This is a genomic window from Microbacterium sp. Leaf320, assembly GCF_001423485.1.
In the GTDB taxonomy this organism is placed as follows: domain Bacteria; phylum Actinomycetota; class Actinomycetes; order Actinomycetales; family Microbacteriaceae; genus Microbacterium.
Window position 1 is genome coordinate 927,252 of the sequence record NZ_LMOD01000001.1, and the last position, 16,398, is coordinate 943,649.

General features: G+C 68.3%; 15 protein-coding genes. All 15 read right to left on the reverse strand.

The features are described from left to right. Nucleotides 1-55: 55 nt before the first annotated feature. A complete protein-coding gene (locus tag ASF63_RS04445; protein WP_056509931.1) occupies nucleotides 56-1,522 on the reverse strand; it encodes a glutamate synthase subunit beta in 1,467 nt (488 codons plus the stop codon). Then, a complete protein-coding gene (gene gltB / locus ASF63_RS04450; RefSeq protein ID WP_157534235.1) occupies nucleotides 1,515-6,038 on the reverse strand; it encodes a glutamate synthase large subunit in 4,524 nt (1,507 codons plus the stop codon). The genes ASF63_RS04445 and gltB overlap by 8 nt, the downstream gene beginning before the upstream one ends. Before the next feature lie 135 nt (nucleotides 6,039-6,173). Further along, a complete protein-coding gene (gene lgt, locus ASF63_RS04455; RefSeq protein ID WP_056509935.1) occupies nucleotides 6,174-7,202 on the reverse strand; it encodes a prolipoprotein diacylglyceryl transferase in 1,029 nt (342 codons plus the stop codon). Nucleotides 7,203-7,212: 10 nt separating this feature from the next. Continuing rightward, nucleotides 7,213-8,016 (reverse strand): tryptophan synthase subunit alpha, encoded by an 804-nt coding sequence (gene trpA / locus ASF63_RS04460; RefSeq protein ID WP_056509936.1) that lies wholly within the window; start codon nucleotides 8,014-8,016, stop codon nucleotides 7,213-7,215. After that, nucleotides 8,013-9,281 carry a tryptophan synthase subunit beta gene (trpB, locus tag ASF63_RS04465; RefSeq protein WP_056510255.1) on the reverse strand — a complete coding sequence of 423 codons (1,269 nt, stop codon included), beginning with the start codon at nucleotides 9,279-9,281 and terminating at the stop codon, nucleotides 8,013-8,015. Before trpB ends, trpA begins: the two co-directional genes overlap by 4 nt. 32 nt (nucleotides 9,282-9,313) lie before the next feature. Continuing rightward, entirely contained in the window at nucleotides 9,314-10,084 is a 771-nt protein-coding gene (gene trpC, locus ASF63_RS04470) for an indole-3-glycerol phosphate synthase TrpC (protein WP_056510257.1), read from the reverse strand. A 2-nt stretch (nucleotides 10,085-10,086) separates the two neighbouring features. Further along, nucleotides 10,087-10,332 carry an HGxxPAAW family protein gene (locus ASF63_RS04475; protein ID WP_056307697.1) on the reverse strand — a complete coding sequence of 82 codons (246 nt, stop codon included), beginning with the start codon at nucleotides 10,330-10,332 and terminating at the stop codon, nucleotides 10,087-10,089. 48 nt (nucleotides 10,333-10,380) lie between these two features. Further along, nucleotides 10,381-10,971, reverse strand: coding sequence for a Trp biosynthesis-associated membrane protein (locus ASF63_RS04480; RefSeq protein ID WP_056509938.1), 591 nt, complete (start codon nucleotides 10,969-10,971; stop codon nucleotides 10,381-10,383). Continuing rightward, on the reverse strand, nucleotides 10,968-11,327 hold the full coding sequence (hisI, locus tag ASF63_RS04485) for a phosphoribosyl-AMP cyclohydrolase (protein WP_056509940.1): 360 nt from the start codon (nucleotides 11,325-11,327) through the stop codon (nucleotides 10,968-10,970). The genes ASF63_RS04480 and hisI overlap by 4 nt, the downstream gene beginning before the upstream one ends. Further along, a complete protein-coding gene (gene hisF / locus ASF63_RS04490) occupies nucleotides 11,324-12,085 on the reverse strand; it encodes an imidazole glycerol phosphate synthase subunit HisF (protein ID WP_056509941.1) in 762 nt (253 codons plus the stop codon). Before hisF ends, hisI begins: the two co-directional genes overlap by 4 nt. Then, nucleotides 12,085-12,927, reverse strand: a complete 843-nt coding sequence (gene hisG, locus ASF63_RS04495) for an ATP phosphoribosyltransferase (protein WP_056509944.1) — start codon at nucleotides 12,925-12,927, stop codon at nucleotides 12,085-12,087. Before hisG ends, hisF begins: the two co-directional genes overlap by 1 nt. A gap of 38 nt (nucleotides 12,928-12,965) precedes the next feature. Beyond that, nucleotides 12,966-13,229: a phosphoribosyl-ATP diphosphatase gene (locus ASF63_RS04500; protein WP_056307688.1), complete on the reverse strand. Its 264-nt coding sequence runs from the start codon at nucleotides 13,227-13,229 to the stop codon at nucleotides 12,966-12,968. Further along, entirely contained in the window at nucleotides 13,226-13,906 is a 681-nt protein-coding gene (rpe, locus tag ASF63_RS04505) for a ribulose-phosphate 3-epimerase (protein WP_056509946.1), read from the reverse strand. The genes ASF63_RS04500 and rpe overlap by 4 nt, the downstream gene beginning before the upstream one ends. A 4-nt stretch (nucleotides 13,907-13,910) precedes the next feature. Then, nucleotides 13,911-15,458, reverse strand: a complete 1,548-nt coding sequence (locus tag ASF63_RS04510; protein ID WP_082477818.1) for an RsmB/NOP family class I SAM-dependent RNA methyltransferase — start codon at nucleotides 15,456-15,458, stop codon at nucleotides 13,911-13,913. Continuing rightward, complete coding sequence (fmt, locus tag ASF63_RS04515; protein WP_056509949.1) at nucleotides 15,455-16,375, reverse strand: methionyl-tRNA formyltransferase; 921 nt, start codon at nucleotides 16,373-16,375, stop codon at nucleotides 15,455-15,457. The genes ASF63_RS04510 and fmt overlap by 4 nt, the downstream gene beginning before the upstream one ends. Nucleotides 16,376-16,398 lie beyond the last annotated feature (23 nt).

The following is a 16,398-nucleotide window of genomic DNA, read 5'->3' on the forward strand; positions in this document are numbered from 1 at the left end:
AGATTGCTCCAGGGTAGTGGGGGATGGAAATCAGGCGACGGTGCCGCGGCTCAGCCTACGCGGGCTGAAGGCCGATAGCGACTTCATGCGGACGCACCGGCTCGGGCAGCACGGTGGTTCCCATGAGGAATCGGTCGACGTTCGCGGCGGCCGCACGGCCTTCGGCGATCGCCCAGACGATGAGCGACTGCCCGCGGCCCGCGTCACCGGCCACGAAGACGCCGGGAACAGTGGACTCGTAGCTGTCGTCGCGACGGAAGGCGCCGCGATCGGTCAGCTGCGGAAGCGTGTCCTCGGTGTAGCCGTCCTGCTCGGGGCCGGTGAAGCCCATCGCGATGAGCACGAGGTCAGCGGCGATCTCGCGCTCGGTGCCGCTCTTGGGCACGCGGCGGCCGTCGATGTACTCGGTCTCGGCGACGCGCAGAGCACGGACCTCGCCGACGTCGTTCGAGAGGAACTCGACGGTGGATGCGAGGAAGACGCGCTCACCGCCCTCTTCATGGGCCGACGCGACTTCGAAGAGCGTCGGCATCATCGGCCAGGGCTGGTGTCCCGGACGCTCGGTTCCCGGCTGCTTGCCGATCGCGAGGTTGGTGACGCTCAGTGCACCCTGCCGGTGTGCGGTGCCGATGCAGTCGGCTCCGGTGTCACCGCCGCCGATGACGATGACGTGCTTGCCCTCGGCCGTGATCTGCTCGGGAACCTTGTCGCCGGCCACTGCGTGGTTGGACTCGACGAGGTACTCCATCGCGAAGTGCACGCCGTCGAGGTCGCGTCCGGGGATGGACAGATCCCGCGGGACGGTCGATCCGGTGGCGATCACGATCGCGTCGTAGCGCGCCCGCACGTCGGCCCAGGAGATGTCCTTGCCGATCTCGACACCCGCCCGGAAGCGTGTGCCTTCCTCCTGCATCTGGCGAAGGCGCGATTCGAGCTGCCCCTTCTCCATCTTGAAGTCCGGGATCCCGTAGCGCAGCAGCCCGCCGATGCGGTCGTCGCGCTCGAAGACCGCGACCGTGTGGCCCGCACGGGTCAGTTGCTGAGCGGCTGCGAGACCTGCGGGCCCGGAGCCGACGACGGCGACCGTCTTGCCGGTCAGCCGAGCGGGCGGCTGCGGCTCGACCCATCCCTTGGCGAAGGCCTCGTCGATGATCGAGACCTCGATCTGCTTGATCGTGACCGCGGGCTGGTTGATGCCGAGCACGCACGAGCTCTCGCACGGCGCGGGGCACAGACGGCCGGTGAACTCCGGGAAGTTGTTCGTGGCGTGCAGACGATCGATCGCCGCGCGTCCCTCGCCGCGCCAGGTCAGGTCGTTCCACTCGGGGATCAGATTGCCGAGCGGGCAGCCCTGGTGGCAGAACGGCACACCGCAGTCCATGCAGCGACCGGCCTGGCGCTTGAGCACCGCCTGATCGCCCGCCTCGTAGACCTCTTTCCAGTCCATGATGCGCACCGGCACGGGGCGACGCTTGGGGAGCTCACGCTCCGTGGTCTTCAGAAAGCCTTTGGGGTCAGCCACCGGTCACCTCCAGGATGCGGTTCCAGACGATGTCGCCGTCGGGGTCGATGCCCTCGGCGACTGCTTCCTCGCGCATGCTGCGCACTGCGGCGTAGTCCCGCGGAAGCACCTTCGTGAACTGGCCGGCGGTCTCATCGAACCGCGCCAGGATGTCGGATCCGAGCGGCGATGCCGTCTTCTCCACGTGTGCGACGATCAGGCTGCGCAGCACCTCGAGATCGGCACGGTCGAGCGGCTCGAGCCGGAGCTCGCCGCTGCCGAGCGACTGCGCGTTCACCTTGCCGGTGTCGAGCGAGTGAATGTAGGCCACTCCCCCGGACATGCCGGCTCCGAGGTTGCGACCCGTCGAGCCGAGGATCACCGCGACGCCGCCCGTCATGTACTCGAGCGCGTGATCTCCCACGCCCTCGACGACCGCGGTCGCCCCCGAGTTCCTCACGAGGAACCGCTCACCGACGACACCGGACAGGAACATCGTTCCCGCTGTCGCGCCGTATCCGATCACGTTGCCGGCGATCACGTTCTCGTGCGGCTCGATGGCGGAGCCCCGCGCGGGACGGATCGTGATGTCACCGCCGGAGAGCCCCTTGCCGACGTAGTCGTTGGCATCGCCCTCGAGGCGCAGCACGATGCCCGAGGGCAGGAACGCGCCGAGCGACTGACCGGCGGTGCCGTGCAGGGTGACGTCGATCGTGCCGCTGGGGAGCCCTGCCGCGCCGTGACGCGAGGTGACCTGGTGGCCCAGCATCGTTCCGACCGCACGCTCGGTGTTGGCGATCGGCAGTTCGACGACCACGGGTTCGCCGTTGAGAAGAGCGGACTTCGCGATGTCGATCAGCTGCACGTCGAAGTGCTTCTCGAGCTCGTGGTCCTGAGCGCGGCGGTTACGACGCGGCTCGCTCGCGGGGAACGCCGGTCCCTCGAGCACCGGGCTCAGGTCGAGACCCTCGGCCTTCCAGTGCGCCAGTGCGGCGTTCGCCTCGATGAGCTCTGCGCGTCCGACGATCTCGTCGATCGAGCGGAAACCGAGCTCTGCGAGCAGCTCGCGCACCTCTTCGGCGATGAACTCCATGAAGTTCACCACGAACTCCGGCTTTCCCGTGAAACGCTCTCGCAGAACCGGGTTCTGAGTGGCGACGCCCACGGGGCAGGTGTCGAGGTGGCAGACGCGCATCATGATGCAGCCGCTGACGACGAGGGGTGCGGTCGCGAAACCGAACTCCTCCGCGCCGAGCAGTGCGCCGATGATCACGTCACGGCCGGTCTTCAGCTGGCCGTCGACCTGAACGACCACGCGGTCGCGCATGCCGTTGAGCATGAGCGTCTGCTGCGTCTCAGCGAGGCCGAGCTCCCACGGTGTTCCGGCGTGCTTGAGGGAGTTCATCGGACTCGCCCCCGTGCCACCGTCGTGACCCGACACGAGGATCACGTCGCTGAGCGCCTTGGCGACACCGGCGGAGACGGCTCCGATGCCCGACTGGCTGACGAGCTTCGTGTGGATCCGCGCCTCGGGGTTCGCCCGCTTCAGATCGAAGATGAGCTGCTTGAGGTCTTCGATCGAGTAGATGTCGTGATGCGGCGGCGGCGAGATGAGGCCGACGCCCGGCGTTCCGCCGCGAGTGCGGGCGACCCAGGGATAGACCTTCTGCGGAGGCAGCTGACCGCCCTCGCCGGGCTTGGCGCCCTGGGCGAGCTTGATCTGGATGTCGTCGGCTTCGGTGAGGTACAGGCTCGTGACACCGAAGCGTCCTGAGGCGACCTGCTTGATCGCGCTGCGACGTTCGGGGTCGAGCAGACGGTCTGTGTCTTCGCCGCCCTCGCCGGTGTTCGACTTGCCGCCGAGGCGGTTCATGGCGATCGCGAGGGTCTCGTGCGCCTCCTTGGAGATCGAGCCGTAGCTCATGGCTCCGGTGGAGAAGCGCTTGACGATCGCGGACACGGGCTCGACCTCGTCGAGCGGCACCGGCTTACGGGTCCCGGTACGCAGCGTGAACAGTCCTCGCAGCGTCTTGAGCTCGGCAGCCTGGTCGTCGACGAGCTTCGTGTACTCGCGGAAGATGTCGAAGCGGCGCTCGCGTGTGGCGTGCTGCAGCTTGAACACCGTCTCGGGGTTGAAGAGGTGCGGCGAGCCGTCACGACGCCACTGGTACTCGCCGCCGGTCCAGAGACGCTCGTGAGCACGAGCCGCCTCGTCTTCGGGATAGGCGTAGTCATGACGCGCCTGGTTCTCGATGAAGATCTCTTGGATGCCGATACCACCGAGCTTCGACTCTGTGCGCGTGAAGTAGCGGTCGATGAACTCCTCGCTCAGACCGACGGCCTCGAACACCTGAGCACCGGCGTAAGAGGACACCGTGGAGATGCCCATCTTCGACATGATCTTCAGCACGCCCTTGCCGAGTGCGTAGATCAGGTTGCGGACGGCCTTCTCGGGGCTGATGCCCGTGATGTAGCCGGTGCGCACGAGGTGCTCCACCGTCTCCATCGCGAGGTACGGGTTCACCGCCGAGGCGCCGTAGCCGATCAGGGTCGCGACGTGGTGGACCTCGCGGACGTCACCGGCCTCGACGATCAGACCGACCTTCATGCGGTTCTCACGACGAATCAGGTGGTGATGCACTGCCGAAACCATGAGCAGCGAGGGGATCGGGGTCAGATCCTTGTTCGAGTCGCGGTCGGAGAGGATGATGAACTCGGCGCCCTGCTCGATGGCCTCGTCGACCTCGTCGCACATCTCAGTCAGACGCTTCTCGAGCGTGTTGGACCCGGCGTCGAAGTGATAGAGGCCCCTGATCGTCACGCTCGAGCGATCCGGCATCGCCTTGTCGATATGACGGATCTTCGCCAGCTCGTCGTTGTCGATCACCGGGAAATCGAGCGACACTGTGCGGGTGTGGTCCGGTCCCCAGCTGAGCAGGTTGCTCTCGGGGCCGAGGCCGAGCTTCAGACTGGTGACGACCTCTTCGCGGATCGAATCCAGCGGCGGGTTGGTGACCTGCGCGAACTGCTGGGTGAAGTAGTCGAAGAGCAGGCGCGGGCGCTTGCTCAGGACCGCGATAGGGGTGTCCGATCCCATGGCGCCCAGCGGCTCTACTCCGGTCTGCCCCATCGGAGTCAGGAGGATCCGCACCTCTTCCTCGGTGTAGCCGAAGGTGCGCTGACGACGGGTGATCGATGCGGGCGGGTGCACGATGTGCTCGCGCTCGGGGAGGTCGGCGAGACGCACGGATCCGGCATCCAGCCACTCCTGCCAGGGGTGCATGGTCGCGAGATCGTGCTTGATCTCCTCGTCCTCGATGATGCGCTTCTGCGACGTGTCGACGAGGAACATCTTGCCGGGCTGCAGACGCCCGCGGCGCTTGATGCGCTCGGGCTCGAACGTGAGCACGCCGGTCTCGGATCCGATCACGATCAGTCCGTCGGTGGTCTCAGTCCAGCGCCCCGGACGCAGACCGTTGCGGTCGAGAGTCGCGCCGACGACCGTGCCGTCGGTGAAGATGAGGGCTGCGGGGCCGTCCCACGGCTCCATCTGGTTCGAGTGGTACTCGTAGAACGAGCGCAGCTCCGGCGAGATGTCGGACTGCTTCTCGTAAGCCTCTGGGACCATCATCATGATGGCGTGCGGCAGGCTGCGTCCTGTGAGGGTCAGCAGTTCGAGCACCTCGTCGAAGGACGCCGAGTCGCTGGCTCCGTCCGTGCAGATCGGCAGCAGAGGCGCGACGTCGCCGAGCAGCTCGGATTCGAGCTGAGACTGACGGGCACGCATCCAGTTGCGGTTTCCGCCGACCGTGTTGATCTCGCCGTTGTGGGCGAGCATGCGCAGCGGCTGCGCGAGCGGCCACGAGGGGAACGTGTTGGTCGAATAGCGCGAGTGCACGACGGCGAGCTCGGACATGAAGCGCTCGTCCTGCAGATCGGGGTAGAACGGCTCGAGCTGCAGCGTCGTGACCATGCCCTTGTACCCGAGGGTGCGAGCGGACAGCGACACGAAGTAGGCACCGAGCTCGTGTCCGGCGCGCTTGCGCAGACGGTAGGCGACGCGGTCGAGCGCGATCCCCGTGAGGGGGGCCTCGGAGTGCGTCGCTCCCCCAGCGCTCACGAAGAGCTGCTCGAAGGCGGGGCGCGCCTCGTCGGCGAGCTTTCCGAGGTTGTCGTTGACCGTGGGCACTTCGCGCCATCCGAGGACGCGCAGCCCCTCGGCGCGGGCGATCTTCTCGATGCCGGCCTTCTGCTGGCGGCGTTCGCTGGAGTCACGCGGGAGAAATGCCAGACCCGCGGCATACTCGCCGACCGGGGGCAGTTCGAAATCGGTGACCGCTCGCAGGAACGCGTCGGGCATCTGCGTCAGGATGCCCGCACCGTCTCCGGTGCCGGCGTCGGATCCGATCGCACCCCGGTGCTCGAGGTTGCGCAGCGCTTCGAGCGCCAGCGCGATGATGTCGTGGCCGGCTTCGCCACGCAGGGTCGCGACCATGGCCAGGCCGCAGGCGTCCTTCTCGAACGCCGGGTTGTACATGCCCTGCTTCGGCGGGTAAGCGCCGGAGGCGCCGTAGGGAGGCTGAAAATACACCAGTACCGTCCTCAGATCTTCAGATGACCCGGGGACGTCATTGGCCGGGTGGATGCGATGGGGTCCGCACGGACCGGTCGGCTATCGAGCGCCTTCCGTGTCCGTGGGAGCGGTGCTTGTGGCGCTGGCTCCTGCGGCGACTTCTTCGGACGGAGGCTCACTCACGTCCACGAAATCGGAGGTATTGTCCTGCGATTCTACATCAGCGTCCAGGTCCTTCCGGCCGCGACCGGGCTGGTACGGCGAAGGCTCGAGTCCGGGGTGACGACGGGACTGCACCACGAGGATCGCGAGACCCACCACGATGCCGATGATCGCAGCCCAGACGTTGCTGCGGAGCCCCAGGATGATCTCGCTCGGATCGATGCGGATCGACTCCCAGACGACGCGTCCGGCGCTGTACCAGATGAGGTAGATCGCGAAGAGCTTTCCCCACTGGAATGCGGTTGCCTTGCGGCTGAGCCACAGGAGCACGACGACACCGAGGACGTTCCAGATCACTTCGTAGAGGAAGGTCGGGTGGAAGAGCGTGCCCTCGGGAAGTCCAGGGGGGAACGCCGAATTGTCGGAGGGGATCTCGAGACCCCACGGCAGGTCGGTCGGGAGCCCGTAGAGCTCGTTGTTGAACCAGTTGCCGAACCGACCCATGGCCTGCGCGAGCAGGAGGCCGGGTGCGAGTGCGTCGGCGAAGGTCCAGAAGCGGATGCCTGTCCAGCGGCAGCCCAGGTAGGCGCCGATGGCGCCGCCGATGAGGGCGCCGAAGATGGCGATGCCACCCTCCCAGATCGCCCAGACGGAGCCCGGCTCGAACGGGTTCCAGGTGTTCTTGCCCTCGCCGAAGTAGAAGTTCGGGTGCGTGAGCACATGGAAGATGCGGGCGCCGATGATGGCGATCGGAACGGCGAGGATCGAGATGTCGATCACGACCCACGGCTCTGCTCCGCGCTTGGTGAGGCGGTGGTTGGTCAGCAGCACGGCGGCGATGATGCCGGCGATGATGCAGAGCGCGTAGAAATGGATCCGGAGCGGGCCGAGGTCGATGTAGGAGACCGAGGGACTCGGGATGCTGGCGAGCACGCCGCTGAAGGTGCTGTGGAGCGCGAGGGACATGAGTGCGATTCTAGTTCTCGTGTGCGGGGCGCGACGACGACGTGCCGACGGCCAGGTTTCGGGTGACCTCGGCGAGGGCAGGGATGCCGCCGTCACGAAGGGCGCGGACGAGTGCGGTGCCGACGATGGCGCCGTCCGCATACTCGGAGACACCGGCGATCTGCTCGGCGGTCGAGATGCCGATGCCGACGCAGGCGCGGATGCTGCCGTGTTCGCGCAGGCGACCGACCAGGGTGCGCGCCGCTCGATCGAGCTCGGTGCGCTCCCCCGTGATGCCCATGGTCGACACGGTGTAGACGAAGCCCGTCGACGACTTCACGACGAGTTCGAGACGCTCGTCGGTCGATGTGGGGGCGGCGAGGAAGACGCGGTCGAGGCCCGTCCTCTCGCTCGCGGCGATCCACTCGCCTGCGACGTCGGGAGTGATGTCGGGGGTGATGAGCCCTGCCCCGCCGGCCTCCAGAAGATCGTCGGCGTAGCGGTCGACGCCGTATTGGAACACCGGATTCCAGTACGTCATGACCAGCACAGGGACATCGGTGGCGGCGGTGATCGCCCGGACCGCCGTGAAGAGGTCCTTCATCTTGAACCCGTTCGCGAGCGCTGCGGTGGTGGCCTCCTGGATCACGGCGCCGTCCATCACAGGGTCGCTGTAGGGCGGGCCGAGCTCGATGATGTCCACGCCGTTCTCGGCGAGGGCGATCGCGGCCTGGATGCTCGTCTCGAGATCGGGGAATCCCACCGGGAGATACCCGACGAACGCGCTGCGCCCCGCTTCGTGTGCGGCGGCGATCGCCTGCTCTACGCGGCTCACAGCTCCGGCTCCCCCTTCGACGCCGACTGCTCTGCAGCGCTCTCCTCGTCGACGTCGTGCGCGAGCGCCGCGGCGTCGTAGAGGTCGAAATAGCGAGCAGCGGTGTCCATGTCCTTGTCGCCGCGACCCGAGAGGCAGATCGCGATCACGGCATCCGGCCCGAGCTCACGCCCGATGCGCAGTGCTCCGGCCAACGCGTGCGCCGACTCGATCGCGGGGATGATGCCCTCGGTGCGGCTCAGCAGTCGCAGCGACTGCATGGCCTCGTCGTCGGTGGCGGGGATGTACTCGGCTCGTCCGATGTCGGCGAGCCAGGAGTGCTCCGGACCCACGCCCGGGTAGTCGAGTCCGGCGGAGATCGAGTGCGACTCGACGGTCTGTCCGTCCTCGTCCTGCAGCACATACGTCTTCGCGCCGTGCAGGATGCCCGGTCGTCCGCGCTCGATGGACGCCGCATGACGGGGCGTGTCGACGCCGTCACCTGCGGCCTCGACGCCGTAGAGCCTGACGCCCTCGTCGTCGAGGAAGGCATCGAACATGCCGATGGCGTTCGACCCTCCGCCGACGCACGCGACGACCGCATCGGGCAGGCGTCCGACCTCGTCGAGCAGCTGCTGACGGGCCTCCTCGCCGATGATCTTCTGGAAGTCGCGAACCATCGCGGGGAACGGGTGCGGACCCGCGGCGGTGCCGAAGATGTAGTTGGTGTTCTCGACGGTCGCGACCCAGTCGCGGTACGCGTCGTTGATGGCGTCCTTCAGCGTGCGGGAACCAGACGTGACGGCGATGACCTCGGCGCCCAGGAGGCGCATCCGCGCGACGTTCAGCGCCTGGCGCTCGGTGTCGACCTCACCCATGTAGATCGTGCACTCGAGGCCGAAGAGCGCGGCCGCGGTGGCCGTGGCGACGCCGTGCTGGCCTGCGCCCGTCTCGGCGATCACGCGCGTCTTGCCGAGACGCTTGGTCAGCAGCGCCTGACCCAGCACGTTGTTGATCTTGTGAGAGCCGGTGTGGTTCAGGTCTTCGCGCTTGAGGAAGACCCTCGCGCCGCCGGCGTGCTCGGCGAACCGCGCGACCTCGGTCAGCGGCGACGGGCGCCCCGCGTACGAGCTGAGCAGAGACGCCAGCTCGGAGCGGAAGGCCGGGTCGGCGATCGCCTCGGCGTAGGCCGCGGAGAGCTCGTCGATCGCGGCGATCAGCGATTCGGGCATGTACCGCCCGCCGTAATCGCCGAACAGTGGACCATGCTGATCACGCAGGCTCACTTCGGCTTGCTCCGCTCGCTCAGTACGACGCATCACGCCTCCAGGAAGCTCTTGAGAGTTGCGACCGGGTCGCCCGTGACGAGCGCCTCACCGATCAGGACGACGTCTGCCCCCGCCGAGCGGTAGTGCGCGACGTCTGCAGGGGTGAGGACGGCGGACTCGGCGATCTTGACCGCGGAGTCCGGGATGCGCTCGACCAGGCGCCCGAACAGGTCGCGGTCGAGCTCGAGGGTCTTCAGATCGCGGGCGTTGACGCCGATCAGAGGCGCACCGAGGTCGATCGCGACCTCGAGCTCGTCAGCCGAATGCGTCTCGACCAGAGGCGTCATGCCGAGCTCTGTGATGAACCCGAAGAGGTCGTCGAGCACCGCGCGCTCGAGTCCGGCGACGATCAGCAGCACGAGGTCGGCACCTGCGGCACGCGCCTCGAGCACCTGGTAGCGGTTCGCGATGAAGTCCTTGCGGAGCACCGGCAGCGAGACGCGGGCGGTGACCGCCTCGAGGTCGGCCAGGCTGCCGCCGAAGCGGCGCTCCTCGGTGAGGACGCTGATGGCCGAGGCTCCCCCGGTTTCGTACAGCGAAGCCTGCAGCGCCGGGTCGGGGATCTCGGCGAGGGCGCCTCGAGACGGGCTCGCGCGCTTGACCTCGGCGATGATCTTGACCCGCTCGGCAGGAGCGAGGAAGGCGAGGGCATCTTTGGCGGCGGGGCGCGCCAGAGCATCGCGCTCGACCTCGGCCAGCGGCCGGGTGAGTGCGCGACGTTCTGCGTCAGCGACTGCGCCGGCCGTGAGGTCGGCGAGCACCATTAGTGCGCCTTCGGCGAGTACTTGGGGCCCTTCACGCCGTAACCGGCCTTCGCGAGCAGCCAGCCCACGAGCGCGCCGATCGGGACGATGGCGGCGCCGACCCAGATCAGGGCGACCCACACGGGGCTGAACTCGGCGAGGCAGAACGCCAGCGTGCCGATCGTGAAGCCCGCGAGCATGATGATCACGGCGGTCCATGCTGCCGGCGAGTGTCCGTGGCCGGGGTCAGCGATCGGGTTGGTCATGGTCTCCTCCGGGGGACGACGTGGTGGGTCGGTTCAAGTCTATCGGGGTCATCGTGTGGGGTCGGTTCCGCGAGACAGGTCGTCCCACGAGTCGATCGCGTCCACGGGGCCTGCGGCGGCTTCCACGTGTGCGGCATCCGTGCGGTAGCGGCGTCCGCCTGTCTTCCAGCGACGCCAGGTGAGCAGGACCACGAGCGAGGCTGCCAGCAGCACGACCCACCCGATCAGCGTCATGACCGGCCAGGCCGAGAGCTCGATGCCCGCGACGACGTCGGCGATCGCCGATTCTCCCGCGAGTCCTGTGGTCTCGGTCACGGTCGGTCCGACCGCACTCAACGGCTCGGAGAGCAGCAGCTGGAAGGTCGTCCACCCGAGGAACAGGGCGCTGGCGGCGCCGAGCACACCGAAGACGAGACGGACCACGGGGCCGACGATCGACAGGGCGATGCCGAGCGCGAGCACGGCCAGGCTCAGCGGCGCGAGAAGCGGCAGCGCAGAGGCCCCAGGAACCAGGATCGCCTCACCGGCGTCCGTGCGCTCGACGGTCAGCCAGGTCTGGGTCGACGAGATGATCCCGATCGCACCGGACAGCAGGAAGCCGGAGACGGCGATCGAGCGGCCTCGACGGGCGAAGGTCATGCGGATGCGCCCCCTTCGACGGCTTCGAGGTCGTTCGAGTCGAAGCACGTACGCGTTCCCGTGTGGCAGGCGGGCCCGGTCTGGTCGACGCGGAGCAGGATCGCGTCGCCGTCGCAGTCGAGTCTGGCCTCGTGTACGACCTGGATGTGGCCGGAGGTGTCGCCCTTGCGCCAGTACTCCTGCCGCGACCTCGACCAGTAGACCGCGCGGCCGGAGGTGAGGGTCCTGCGCAGCGCCTCGGCATCGACCCACGCGAGCATCAGGACCTCTGAGGTGTCCCACTGCTGGACGATGACCGGGGCGAGCCCGTCCGCGTTGAACGCGACCTGAGCGATCCGCTCCTCGACATCGGTCATCGGACGATCACTCCCTCGGCGCGCAGTGCGTCCTTCACATCTCCGACGGTGAGAGCGCCGGTGTGGAACACGCTCGCGGCCAGCACGGCATCCGCTCCGGCCTTGATGGCAGGTGCGAAATCCGACGCCTTGCCGGCTCCGCCGGAGGCGATGACCGGCACGGAGGCCGCCTCGCGCATGAGCTTCACCAATTCGAGGTCGAAGCCGTCGCGGGTGCCGTCGGCGTCGATCGAGTTGACCAGGAGCTCTCCGGCGCCGCGCTCTGCGGCCTCTCGCGCCCAGTCGAGGGCGTCCAGAGTCGTCTGCGTGCGTCCGCCGTGAGTGGTGACCACGAACCCCGAGTGGGTCGTGTCCGCGCGCTTGACGTCGAGGGAGAGCACGAGTACCTGAGCGCCGAAGCGATCGGCGATCTCGCCGATGAGCTCCGGGCGCGCGATCGCAGCGGAATTGACGCCGACCTTGTCGGCGCCGACCGAGAGAAGACGCGCGACGTCGTCGACGCTGCGCACTCCCCCGCCGACCGTCAACGGCACGAAGACCTGCTCCGCCGTGCGCTGCACCACGTCATACGTCGTCGCGCGGGCATCGACGGTCGCGGTGACGTCGAGGAACGTGATCTCGTCGGCGCCCTGCGCCGCGTAGTGCCGCGCAAGCTCGACAGGGTCTCCCATGTCGCGGAGGTTCTCGAAGTTGACGCCCTTGACGACGCGCCCGTCGGCCACGTCCAGACACGGGATGACGCGACTCGCGAGCGTCATCAGAGCCTCGCGTTGTGGATCGCCGTGACGAGGATCGCGCGTGCGCCGAGCGCGTACAGCGCGTCCATGACGGGGTTCACGCGTGCCCGCGCCACCATCACGCGAACCGCGACCCACTCCGGGTCGCGCAGCGGAGAGACGGTCGGCGACTCGATGCCCCCGGCGATCTTCACCGCGTCGTCGAGCAGCGCCAGCGGCAGGTCGTAGTCGATCATCACGAATCGGCGGGCGACCATCACTCCGCGCAGGCGACGCAGCAGCGTCTCGGAGCCCTCAGCGTCCTGCGGGCCGGCGATCAGGACGGCTTCGGACTGGAGGATGACAGGACCGAAGACGTCGAGCCCCGCCTGACGCAGGGTCGTGCCGGTCTCGACGACGTCCGCGACGGCGTCGGCGACGCCGAGGCGCACGGCTGACTCCACCGCACCGTCGAGCGGCACGAGGTCGACCGCGATGCCGCGCTCATCGAGGAAGGCGTCGACCAGCCCGGGGTACGAGGTCGCGATGCGCAGCCCGTCGAGCTCCGAGACGTCGGTGTAACGGCCGGAGGGAGCCGCGAAGCGGAACGTGGAGCCGGCGAAGCCGAGCGCCTCGATCTCACGCGCACCCGGCATCCGGGCATCGAGCAGGAGATCGCGACCCGTGATGCCGACGTCGATGGCTCCCGAGCCGACGTACGTGGCGATGTCCTTGGGGCGGAGGTAGAAGAACTCGACGTCGTTGTCGGTGTCGACGACGTGGAGGGTCTTGGGGTCACGACGACCGGCGTAGCCGGCCTCCGCGAGCATGTCGGCGGCCGTCTCGGAGAGAGAGCCCTTGTTGGGAACAGCAATGCGCAGCATGGGATGCCTTCAGATCGAAGCGAGTGGGGCGGAGCGCTTCACAGATGTCGGTAGACGTCCTGAAGGCTCAGGCCCTTCGCGATCATCATCACCTGCACGTGGTAGAGCAGCTGGGAGATCTCCTCGGCCGCGGCCTCATCGGATTCGTACTCGGAGGCCATCCAGACCTCAGCGGCCTCTTCAACGATCTTCTTGCCGATCGTGTGCACACCGCCGTCGAGCTCTGCGACCGTCCCCGATCCCTCGGGTCGGGTCTCGGCCTTGAGGCTGAGCTCGGCGAACAGCTCGTCGAAAGTCTTCACGATTCCAGGCTAGCGGCTCTGGCGCGGTCCCTGAGCCGAGTGACGGCAGCTTCGACGTCCTCAGCGCCGTACACGGCGGACCCGGCGACGAAAGTGTCTGCTCCGGCGGCCGCAGCGGCCTCGATCGTCGCATCCGAGATGCCGCCGTCGACCTGCAGCCAGACGTTCGAGCCTCGCCGCTTCGCCTCGTCTGCGAGAGCCCGGAGCTTCGGCATCGTCTCGGGCATGAACCCCTGCCCACCGAAGCCGGGCTCGACGGTCATGACGAGGATCTGATCGAACTCCTCGAGAACGCTGTAGAGACCCTCGGCGGGAGTGTCGGGCTTGATCGCGACTCCCGCGCGGGCGCCCATGCTGCGAAGCGTGCGGGCGAGCGAGATCGGGTCGGCGGCCGCTTCGAGGTGGAACGTGACACTCGCCGCTCCCAGCTCGGCATAGCCGGGGGCCCATCGCTCGGGGTCGGTAATCATCAGGTGCACGTCGAGAGGGATCGGGCTGGTCGCCTGGATCCTCTCGACCATCTGCGGCCCGAAGGTGAGGTTCGGAACGAAGTGGTTGTCCATGACGTCGACGTGCGCGAAGTCGGCCGTGGCGATCTTCGCGAGATCACGCTGCATGTTCACGAAGTCGGCGGCGAGGATGCTGGGGTTGATGCGCGGTGCGCGAGGAAGATCCACGTCTCTAGTCTCCTTCTTCGGCGTTCGCGCCGCTCGACGGTGTAGCTGTGCGCTGAAGGAGCGCGAGGAACATGGCGTCGGTGCCGTGACGGTGCGGCCACAGCTGCACGCGACCCGACCCGTCGCTCGCGAGGTCGATCGGCGATTCGGAGACGCCCGCGACCACGGCCCGCGCGTCGAGTTCCGTGATGTCGCTGCGCCCTCGCAGGACCTCCTGCACCACGCCGGTGGTCTCGGCGAGATGCGGAGAGCAGGTCGCGTAGGCGACGATGCCACCGGGGGCGAGCGCGTCGAGCGCAGAACTCAGGAGCTCGACCTGCAGCGGCACCAGCTCGGCGACGTCGGCCGGGCTCTTGCGCCACCGTGCCTCAGGGCGCCTTCTCAAGGCCCCGAGGCCGGTGCAGGGGGCATCGACGAGGATGCGATCGAACACGCCGCTGTGCGAGGCGCCGAAGGACCGGCCGTCCTCTTCGTGCACCACGACGTCGCCGGGCACCGCCCTCAGCGCATTGCGCACGAGCCGGGCGCGCGTCGGAACGATCTCGTTGGCTTCGAGCGTCACATCGTTCTCTCGGGCGATCGACGCGAGCAGCGCAGTCTTGCCTCCCGGGCCCGCGCAGAGGTCGAGCCATCGCTCGCCCGCCGCGATCGGCGCGGCCTCGGCCAGTGCGAGAGCGACCAGCTGGGATCCCTCGTCCTGCACGCGCACGGTGCCCCCTGACTCGGAGATCACCCGATGCGGGTCTCCGCCCGGCGAACCGTACGCCGTCGGCGCATAGGGCCGACGCGGCTCTCCCGGCTCGGCGAGGCCGGGGAGCGCCACGAGTGTCACCTCGGGCGAGGCGTTGTCAGCGTCGAGGAGGTCATCGAGCTCATCGGCCCTGCCCTCGGCCGCCAGCGCCCGGCGCAGAGCGCGGATGACCCACACCGGATGGGCCGATCGCAGAGCGAGCCGCTCATCGTCCGAGCGGGCGGAGCCCTCGATGCGTTGCTCCCACTCCCCCGGTGTCTCGCGCGAGATCCGACGGAGGACCGCGTTCGCGAAGCTCGAGGCTCCTCGGCCTTGCGCCGCTGCGACCAGGTTCACGGACTCGTTCACGGCGGCGTGCGAGGCGACCCGCGTCGCGAGCAGCTGATGCGTCGCCAACCGGAGAGCATCCAGCACGGCCGGATCGATCTCCTCGGCAGGACGGTCGGCGGCGGACGAGATGATCGCGTCGTAGGTGCCGCGACGGCGGAGCGTGCCATAGGCGAGTTCGGTGGCCAGCGCCGCATCCTGCGGGTTCAGACCCGCCTCGGCGATCGCCGGGGGCAGGATCAGATTCGCGTACGCATCCGACTCCGACACCGCGCGGAGCACGTCGTAGGCGACCCGGCGGGCCGGCTGAACCGTGCGCTGCGGGCCTCGCTGCTGGGCATCGCGCGGCTGCGGGGCGCCAGCGGAGGACTGACCGCGCTGGCGCTGCGACGAACCACGGCGTCCCTGCGAACGACCTCGGGGGTCTCCGGTGCGTCCGGGGCGACGCGGACGGTCGCTCTGCTCGCCGCTCATGCTCCGGCCCGCACGTTATCGGTGTCGCGCTGACCACGCCACCAGTCGACCGCATTCATGGCGCCCTTTCCTGCGGGCTGCACCCGCGTCACCGACAGGGGCGCTGTCGCGGTTCCGATGAGCAGAGCCGCCTTGGTCGCGACGATCTCGCCCGGCTCCAGCGCCGGACCATCGCCGGCAGGCACCGCCTCGAGGATCTTCAGCCGCAGACCGTCGACGGTCGTGTGGGCACCAGGCTCGGGAGTCACTCCGCGGAAACGCGCGAAGACCTTCGCGAGAGGCTCGTTCCAGTCGAGCTGCCCGTCGTCGAGGGTGAGCTTCGGAGCGAGTGACGGTTCGCCTTCCTGCGGCACCGCATGAGCCGTGCCGTCTGCGATCGCGGCGACGACCTCGGACGTCAGATCAGCGCCGTCGATCGCGAGGGTCTCGAGCGCCGCATCCGCCGTCGCCTCCGATGCGACGTCGACGACGCGTGTGGCGAAGACGTCACCCGCATCGAGCGCGGGGACCAGCTGGAAGACGCTGGCGCCGAGCTGTTCGTCCCCGGCGATCAGGGCTCGCTGCACCGGGGCTGCTCCTCGCCACTGCGGCAGGAGAGAGAAGTGCAGATTGATCCAGCCCTTCGCCGGCTTCGAGAGCAGCGGCTCGCGGACGAGTCCGCCATAGGCGACGATGACGCCGAGGTCGACGGCGAGGACAGCGATGGCATCCGTGGCTTCGGCATCCAGGCGCGCAGCCTTGATGATCGGCAGACCGAGCTCGGCGGCGACCTGGGCGACCGGCGACGGCGTCAGCACCCGCTTGCGACCCAGCGGCGCGTCGGGCCGCGTGACGACCGCGGCGATGTCGTGCTCTGTCGCGAGGCGACGGAGGGTGGGGACGGCTGCCGACGGTGTGCCGGCGAAGACGAGACGCATGAAGGTGCTCCGGAGGGATGCGG